At 57.1% G+C, this 8848-nt stretch carries 7 protein-coding genes; 5 read left to right on the top strand and 2 right to left on the bottom strand.

What is annotated here, in order from left to right; all coding sequences use genetic code 11:
• Nucleotides 1-88: 88 nt before the first annotated feature.
• Nucleotides 89-241, bottom strand: a complete 153-nt coding sequence (locus L6990_RS09860; protein WP_237203952.1) for a hypothetical protein — start codon at nt 239-241, stop codon at nt 89-91.
• Between the two features lie 144 nt (nt 242-385).
• Here L6990_RS09860 and exaC point away from each other — a divergent pair, with 144 nt between their 5' ends.
• The 4 genes from exaC (at nt 386) to L6990_RS09840 (ending at nt 6183) form a co-directional block, all read left to right on the top strand.
• A complete protein-coding gene (gene exaC / locus L6990_RS09855; RefSeq protein ID WP_237203951.1) occupies nt 386-1909 on the top strand; it encodes an acetaldehyde dehydrogenase ExaC in 1524 nt (507 codons plus the stop codon).
• 120 nt (nt 1910-2029) lie between these two features.
• A complete protein-coding gene (locus L6990_RS09850) occupies nt 2030-2698 on the top strand; it encodes a Maf family protein (RefSeq protein ID WP_237203950.1) in 669 nt (222 codons plus the stop codon).
• 105 nt (nt 2699-2803) lie between these two features.
• Nucleotides 2804-4618, top strand: a complete 1815-nt coding sequence (locus tag L6990_RS09845) for an acetyl/propionyl/methylcrotonyl-CoA carboxylase subunit alpha (protein WP_237203949.1) — start codon at nt 2804-2806, stop codon at nt 4616-4618.
• A 170-nt stretch (nt 4619-4788) separates the two neighbouring features.
• Nucleotides 4789-6183: an MFS transporter gene (locus L6990_RS09840; RefSeq protein WP_237203948.1), complete on the top strand. Its 1395-nt coding sequence runs from the start codon at nt 4789-4791 to the stop codon at nt 6181-6183.
• A 62-nt stretch (nt 6184-6245) separates the two neighbouring features.
• Here the strand turns inward: L6990_RS09840 and L6990_RS09835 are convergent, their stop codons facing one another.
• Nucleotides 6246-7664, bottom strand: a complete 1419-nt coding sequence (locus L6990_RS09835) for an NAD(P)H-quinone dehydrogenase (RefSeq protein WP_237203947.1) — start codon at nt 7662-7664, stop codon at nt 6246-6248.
• Between the two features lie 337 nt (nt 7665-8001).
• On the opposite strand from L6990_RS09835, the gene L6990_RS09830 reads away from it, so the two are divergent.
• On the top strand, nt 8002-8826 hold the full coding sequence (locus tag L6990_RS09830; protein ID WP_440480501.1) for a purine-nucleoside phosphorylase: 825 nt from the start codon (nt 8002-8004) through the stop codon (nt 8824-8826).
• The last annotated feature ends 22 nt before the right edge of the window (nt 8827-8848 follow it).

Here is an 8848-nt window from a genome sequence, read left to right as displayed (position 1 = left end):
TGATTCGGGACTCGACATGCCCCAAACTCTAACATGCCTTCAATGGCAAGCGGTCTGGACAGATACTTCTTGAATCGGCACGGTGTCATTACGGGCGGGGGCCAGAACAACGTCCCTGGACATCACAGCTAGAGCGACTCATTACGGCAACAAGCTCGAAGGCGTTCTCAGCTTTAGTAGCTGCCGCGAACTCAGCACTAATCATGCCGGTTCCAATCAGGCCAAGGCGGGGTCTTTGCATATTTCTCCTCATGGCAGTGCCTATAGCGTGCCACACGATAACTGCCTTTTCATTCAAAATATACCCTTGCCGTCTGACCAAGCGTGCGGTTAGACTTTTTGAAACGTGACTCGCGTTACAAACAGTTTTGTCAAAGGAGACCCCATGACTGTCTACGCCGCACCCGGCACCTCAGATTCAATCGCCACCTTCAAGAGCCGCTACGACCACTTCATCGGTGGCGAATGGGTGGCTCCCGCCGAAGGCCAGTATTTTGAAGACATCTCGCCGGTCAATGGCAAGCCCTTCACCGAGGTAGCCCGCGGCACCGCCGCTGACATCGATAAGGCACTGGACGCTGGTTGGAAGGCTTTTGAAACCTACGGCAAAACCTCCGTCACCGAACGTTCCAACCTGCTACTCAAACTAGCCCAGGTGATCGAGGACAACCTTGAAGCTATCGCGGTAGCCGAGACCTGGGAAAACGGTAAGCCGGTGCGCGAAACCCTAGCAGCAGACATCCCCCTGGCAGCAGATCACCTGCGGTACTTCGCCGGAGCCATCCGTGCCCAGGAAGGCCGCCTATCTCAAATCGATGAGGACACCGTCGCCTACCACTTCCACGAGCCGCTAGGCGTCGTCGGCCAGATTATCCCCTGGAACTTCCCCATTCTCATGGCGGTCTGGAAGATTGCACCGGCCCTAGCCACCGGCAACTGCATCGTGCTCAAGCCGGCAGAGCAGACCCCGGCCTCCATTCTCTTCTTGGTTGACCTCTGGAAGGACCTGCTGCCCCCTGGTGTACTGAACGTAGTCAACGGTTTTGGTACTGAAGCAGGTGCTGCCCTGTCAGGGAGCAAGCGCATCCGCAAGATTGCCTTCACCGGCGAAACCACTACCGGCTCGATCATCATGAAAGCTGCCGCAGAGAACATCATCCCCATCACCCTGGAGCTAGGCGGCAAGTCCCCTAACATTTTCTTTGAGGACGTGGCTCGCGAAGAGGACTCCTTCTACTCCAAGGCTCTTGAAGGATTTGCCTCTTTCGGTCTCAACCAGGGCGAAGTCTGTACCTGCCCTTCGCGCGCCCTGATCCAAAAGTCTATCTATGACTCTTTCCTTGAAGCTGGACTCGAACGAGTCAAGGCCATGAAGCAGGGCAACCCCCTGGATACTGAAACCATGGTGGGCGCCCAGGCTTCCAAGGAACAGTGGGACAAAATCACTGGCTATCTTAAAATCGGCAAGGATGAAGGCGCGGACGTCCTGGTCGGCGGTGAAGCTTGCGAACTGGGCGGGGATCTTGCGGGCGGCTACTACATTCAGCCCACCGTTTTTGCGGGTAACAACGATATGCGCATCTTCCAGGAAGAGATTTTTGGCCCCGTCCTGGCAACCACCAGCTTCACCGATTTTGATGAAGCTATGCGCATCGCCAACGACACCGATTTCGGTTTGGGTGCCGGCGTCTGGAGCCGTGACCAGTTCATCTCCTACCGCGCGGGGCGAACCATCCAGGCTGGCCGTGTCTGGGTCAACAACTACCACAACTACCCAGCTCACGCAGCCTTCGGCGGTTACAAGAAGAGTGGCATCGGGCGTGAGAACCACCTGATGATGCTGGATCACTACCAGCAGACCAAGAATATGCTGGTGTCCTACTCGGACCAGCCCATGGGTCTCTTCTAAGCCCAGCTTCATTTAGACCCCGCGCCGCCCTTCTTGCCCCCTGCGTATCAGGCGGGTTGCTCAAGGATGGTGCGGGGTTTAAGCAGCCACAAGAGCTGGCTATTCAATACACTTAGAGCTATGCATAGTATCGCCATCCAACAGCCCCGTTTCATACTGGCCTCCCAATCTCCCGCCCGCAAGAAAATCCTTGAGGACGCGGGCATTAGCTTTGAGGTTCTAGTCAGCGATGTTGATGAGGACGCCGCCCTGGCAGCAGCACAGGAATATGCCTACGCCAAAGGGCTTGGCGATATCTCCCCTGCCCAGACTGCCCTTTTACTGGCTCAGGCTAAAGCCCGCGCTGTTGCAGCCCTGCCCCAGTGCGCCGGGGCAATCGTCCTTGGGTGTGATTCTGTCTTTGAACTGGATGGGCTGCCCTACGGCAAACCCGGCAGTGCAGAAGTGGCGCTAGAGCGAATTACAGCGATGAGCGGAAAATCTGGGGTTCTGCATACCGGCCACTGGTTGATTGATAACCGCGGGCAGCAGCCGGTAGAAACCAGTGAGTTACGCAGCGCCACCGTGCACTTTGATCACTTCACCCAGGCTGAGGCAGAAAGCTACGTGGCTACCGATGAGCCGCTCTGGGTCGCTGGCTCCTTTACTATTGATGGTTTTGGGGCAGCTTTTATCAAGGGTATTGAGGGAGAATTTCACACCATCGTCGGCCTCTCGGTACATGCCCTGCGCACGATGCTCACCACGTTCGGTGTTTCAATCAGCGACATTTGGAAAAATTCGCGATAAATTTCAAGATGCGGTTAAATTTTTTTATAAACGCCACCTAAAATGAGCCGTTGCGCCATCAACTAGACGCCTTGACGTGGCGCAATACTTCCCGAGGAGCTTTGAGTGACTGAAACTATCGATGCTGGACAGAATTTCACCCCGGTGACCGGGCGCCACACCGGCCCAGTCACCAAAGTTCTGATCGCTAACCGCGGTGAGATTGCGGTACGCATTATCCGTGCTGCCCAAGATGAGGGCATCGCGACGGTGGCAGTTTACGCTGAACCCGACCGCGAAGCTCAGCACGCTCAACTTGCCGATGAAGCCTATGCACTTGGCGGCTCAACTGCTGCTGAATCCTACCTGGTGATGGACAAGCTTCTTGAAGTAGCTCAGCGCTCAGGCGCCGATGCTATGCACCCCGGCTACGGCTTCCTCTCTGAGAACGCCCAGTTCGCCCAACAGGTTATTGACGCTGGTCTCACCTGGATTGGTCCCTCCCCCGCCTCTATTAACCGACTGGGCGATAAGGTAGCAGCCCGTCATATCGCCGAGAAGGTGGGTGCTCCCCTGGTTCCCGGCACCAAAGACCCGGTCACTAGCCCCCAAGAAGTTGAAGCCTTTGCCGATGAGTTCGGTCTCCCCGTAGCAATCAAGGCAGCTTTCGGCGGCGGTGGGCGCGGCATCAAGGTGGCTCGCGAGCGCGAGGGAATTGGTGAGCTCTATGAGTCAGCGGTCCGCGAGGCCATCGCAGCCTTTGGCCGCGGTGAATGCTTCATTGAGCGCTTCCTCGATTCACCCCGCCACGTTGAAACCCAGTGCCTGGCTGATGCGCACGGCAACGTTGTGGTAGTCTCCACCCGCGACTGCTCTCTTCAGCGCCGCAACCAAAAGCTGGTTGAAGAGGCTCCCGCCCCCTTCCTGACCGAAGAACAGAATGAACGTCTCTACGAAGCGTCTAAGGCTATCCTCAAAGAGGCTGGCTACCAGGGCGCTGGCACCTGCGAGTTCCTGGTTGGCACAGACGGCACCATCAGCTTCCTTGAAGTTAACACGCGTCTGCAGGTAGAGCACCCTGTTTCTGAAGAGGTCACCGGCATTGACCTGGTGCGAGAGCAGTTCCGTATTGCCCGGGGCGAAGAAATCAACCCGACCGACCCCGAGGTACGCGGCCACAGCTTTGAGTTCCGCATCAACGGTGAGGACGCCGGCCGTAGCTTCATGCCTTCTCCCGGTACCATCGAAAAACTGATCGTGCCTCAGGGCCCCGGCGTCCGCTGGGATTCCGGTGTGGTTTCTGGCGATACTATCGGCGGTAACTTTGACTCCATGCTGGCCAAACTCATCGTGACCGGTGACAGCCGTGAGCAGGCTCTTGCTCGTGCCTCCAGGGCGCTGGCGGAGCTTAAGATTGAAGGCCTGCCGACCGTTGCTAATTTCCATGCCACGGTCATTAAAGACCCGGCTTTTGCACCTGCTGACGACCAGCCCTTTAGCGTGCACACCCGCTGGATTGAAACTGAATTCAATAACACCCTGCCCGCCTACAACGGCGCTCTCGGCGTGCTTGATGACGAGGACGAGCGCCAGAAGGTGACCGTTGAGGTAGGCGGCAAGCGACTTGAGGTCACTCTTCCCGCATTTGGGGGTTCAGCGGCGGCTAAGCCCTCAGCGGCCAAGGCACGTAAGTCTCGATCAACCCGTGGCGGGGCTACAGCGGCCAACAGCAACGAGCTGACCAGCCCAATGCAGGGCACCATCGTGAAGGTAGCGGTCAAGGATGGCGCCAAGGTGGCTGAGGGCGACCTGATCGTCGTTCTTGAGGCCATGAAGATGGAACAGCCCATCACCGCCCATAAGGCGGGTAAGGTCAGCGGGCTGAAGCTCAAGCAGGGTGAGACCGTCTCTGCCGGTGCAGTCATCGCTACCATTCGCTAAATTTTTTTACCCGGGCGCCGGGGTGTAGCTCAACGCTGCACCCCGGCTCTTTTTGCTCTACGTAACGTCTTATAATATGAAATCTTGTTTCATATAGCAGTCAACCGGTTTACAGTGAGTTTCTGTTACACCACATATCACCGTGTCAGCGGTATATACAGGAGCTTTCCGTGACTACCTCACCCGCATCAGCGGTCGCACCGGCCAGCGACATCACCATACCCCGTAGCCGCGTCATCATGGCGTCGCTCATCGGCACCACCATCGAATTCTATGATTTCTACATCTACGCCACCGCCGCAGTGGCAGTGTTCCCTGCGCTCTTCTTCACCGGTGAAGATGACACCGCCAAGCTTCTTGCGTCGATGGCGACCTTTGGGGCTGCATTTGTTGCTCGCCCTATTGGCTCCGTGATTTTTGGTCACTTTGGTGACAAGGTTGGCCGTAAGGCAACCCTGGTAGGCGCACTGCTCACCATGGGTATCGCCACCTTCCTCATCGGCTTGCTCCCCACCTACTACCAGATTGGCCTGTGGGCACCGATCATGCTGACCATCCTGCGCTTCTGTCAGGGGCTGGGTCTGGGCGGTGAGTGGTCAGGTGCAGCGCTTCTCGCTACCGAATACGCCGAAGAGGGCAAGCGTGCCCGCGCCGCCATGTGGCCCCAGCTGGGAGCACCGTTCGGCTTCATCCTGGCTAACGGCTTTATGCTCCTGCTAACCGTGGCTATGGGCTTCACTTCCATCGCAGCCGGTGACGGTCTAGATCACAACTTCCTGGTCTGGGGATGGCGTATTCCCTTTAGTGCTTCCATCATCATGGTGGCTGTAGGTCTTTACGTTCGCTTCAAACTGGAGGAGACCCCCGTCTTCAAGCAGGCCGCAGCCAGGGACGAGAAGGTCAAGACCCCGCTGCTTGAGGCTTTCAAAGTTGCCTGGTGGCCCATGATTCAGGGCACCTTCATCATGCTGGCAACCTACGTACTCTTCTACCTGATGACCGCCTGGATTCTTTCCTTTGGCATTGGCGCAGCAGAAAAGGGTGGCTTGGGTATTCCTTACCGCAGCTTCCTCATCATCCAGCTCATTACCATCCTCTTCTTCGCAGCTATGGTCCCGGTCTCGGGCTGGCTAGCTGATAAGTACGGCCGGCGATCATCGCAGCTCGTCATCACCGCCTGCATTATCGCCTTCGGCCTCTGCTTCGGTCTGCTCATGAACCCCGAGGTAGTGGGCACCGGCGCTGAAGCTAATACCGGCCGCATCGTACTGTTTATGGCAATCGGCATGACGCTCATGGGCCTGACTTTTGGCTCCATGTCGGCCTACTTGCCCGAACTCTTCCCCACCAACGTCCGCTACACTGCATCTGGTATCTCCTATAACGTGGCCTCAATTTTGGGTGCTGCACTGACCCCTTATGCAGCGGTTTGGCTAAACGCTAACGGCGGTGTGGGTGCTGTGGGCCTTTACCTGGCAGGCGCCGGGGTTCTCACTTTCATCTTCATGGCAATCACTCACGAAACCCGTGATGTTGATCTTTCCACCATGGCCCGCACCAAGTAAATCACTCACTACAAAAAAGTCCACCGAGGTTTCTCGGTGGACTTTTTGTTGAAGCTGAAACCCTACTGCATGATGTGCAACTGACGGGCGGCCTCAGAAATTGAGCCACTCAGTGAGGGGTAGACTGCAAAAGTCTCGGCAATATCGTCAACGTGCAGTTTCTTATCCACGGCCAGTGAAAGCGGGAAAATGAGCTCAGAGGCACGAGGCCCCACCACTACGCCACCGATGACGGTACCCGAATGTTTACGAGCAAAGATTTTGATAAAGCCATCTTCAACGGCCAGCATCTTAGCGCGTGCGTTGGTTGCTAGGGGAAGCATGACCATATCGGCCTGATACTTACCCGCTTCGATCTCGCTTTGGCTGACGCCTACAGTCGCGATTTCAGGCGCAGTAAAGATATTGGCTGCAACCTGGTGGGTGCGCAAAGGTTTAACCGTGTCGCCCAACATGTGTGAGACCGCCACGCGCCCCTGCATAGCTGCAACCGACGCCAGTGGGTAAACACCGGTGCAGTCCCCTGCCGCGTAGATATTTGAAATGTTGGTGCGTGAAACGCGGTCCACGTTGATATGGCCGGTTTCTGAAACCTCAACACCGGTTGCCTCCAGCCCCAGGTTCTCTGTGTTGGGAATAGAGCCAACGGCAATCAACACATGCGAACCTGCGACCTTGCGACCGTCAGAGAGCGTAACAATGACGCCATCACCAGCTTCGTTGTATTCCGCGCCCTCTGCACGCGAGCGCGGCATAACTCGCACTCCTTTGCGTTCAAAGACGTTCTCTAGAACGGTTGCGGCGTCCCCGTCCTCACCGGGAAGCACCTGGTCGCGCGAAGAGATAAGGGTGACGTTGGAGCCCAGCCCGTCATAGGCTGACGCGAATTCAGCACCGGTGACGCCCGAACCAACCACGATCAAATCTGAGGGTAGCTCTTTAAGGTCATACAGCTGGGTCCAGTTGAGAATACGTTGCCCATCAGGCTGGGCGGTGGGCAGCTCACGCGGGTGGGTGCCGACCGCTAGCAAAATGAACTCGGCTTTGAGCTCATAGGTCAGACCGTCAGCGTCAGTTACCTGTACGGTATTACGGTCAACCAGCGTGCCACGGCCCGAGATCACCTTGACCCCGCTACGTTCCAGGGTGCGCTTGATATCGTGGGACTGCTGTAGAGCTAGGTCAATGAGGCGCTGGTTAACCTTGGCAAGGTCCACCGAAATCTGAGGCGGGTTATCGTCCTCACCCACTGAAATAGCAAGCTCCTGCGCTTTACCAAAACGGTTGCGGGCGTCCGCACTGGTGATAAGAGTTTTGGAGGGGACGACATCGGTCAGCACGGCTGATCCGCCCATACCCTTGTCTTCAATGACGGTAACGTCGGCACCGTGGCTGGCTGCCACCAGAGCGGCTTCGTAGCCACCGGGGCCGCCGCCGAGGATAACGAGTTGGTGAGAAGAATAATCTGTTTTTAGAGTCACGTATCTATTGTGTCCCACATCGCAGTCAGGCTCAACTTGCAGGCGGATAATTCGACGGACAGATTGCTGGGCGGGCGCACTCTCGCCGACCGACCCAGAGGGGAAAAGGGACGGGGATGCTTGCCACCGGCTGGCTTGGGGCTGGCATGAATCGCTCGTGAGCGCTAGCGAACCGGCGAGAGGGTCAGCCGGCGGCAAGCATCCCCGTCCCGTATTCCTAAGGGGCCAGGTTAAAGGAGTGCGCCCACCCTACCCCAACGCTCACTCCACCCTAGACTCCGCCTAGGCTCGCCCCGTCATTATTGGTAGGCTAGAAGGCGTGTTGAATGAATCAAATATCCCCGCTGTATCGACCGCTGACCCCAATCATCCCGCGCTGGTGCGGGCTCGTGAGGCCGCTGAATTTATTGCTGAAAAGACCGGCGTTGAGAAGCATGACCTTGGCCTAACTCTTGGTTCAGGCTGGGGTGAGGCCGCCACTCTCATCGGTGAAGTGACCCATACCCTTGATGCTTCTGAGGTGCCTGGTTTCCATAAGGCTGCCGTAGTGGGCCACCCCGGCACTCTTACCTCAATCCTTACCCCTGAGGGTCAGCGTGCCCTTGTGATTGGCTCACGCACCCATTATTATGAGGGGCGCGGCGTGGACGCGGTAGTGCACGGGGTGCGCACTGTGGCTGCTACCGGTGCCAAGACCATGATTTTGACCAATGGGTGCGGCGGCTTGAACCCTGCTTATTCTGCCGGTGAGCCTGTGCTTATTTCTGATCATCTTAATTTCACGGCGGCGTCCCCGCTGACCGGTGCACACTTTGTTGACCTGACTGATCTTTATTCCCCCCGTATCCGTGAAATCGCCCGCGGTATTGACGCTTCTTTGCAGGAAGGTGTCTATATGCAGTTCCCCGGGCCTCACTACGAGACTCCTGCTGAGGTGAAGATGGCTGGAGTGCTGGGCGCAGACTTGGTCGGTATGTCTACTGCTTTGGAAGCCATTGCCGCTCGTGCTGCCGGGCTCGAAATCTTTGGTATTTCGCTGGTCACTAACCTGGCTGCTGGTATTCAGGAGACTCCACTCAGCCATGCCGAGGTCATCGAAGCGGGCGAAGCCGCCGGGCCCCGTATTTCCCGCCTTCTGGCAGATATTATCGCTTCCCTCTAACCACAGGCCACTGCGAATGTGG

It is taken from the genome of Rothia endophytica, from assembly GCF_928381505.1.
GTDB classification, from domain to species: domain Bacteria; phylum Actinomycetota; class Actinomycetes; order Actinomycetales; family Micrococcaceae; genus Rothia; species Rothia endophytica_A.
The sequence above is the reverse complement of the archived record's forward strand: the minus strand, read 5'-3'. Positions and strand labels throughout refer to the sequence as shown.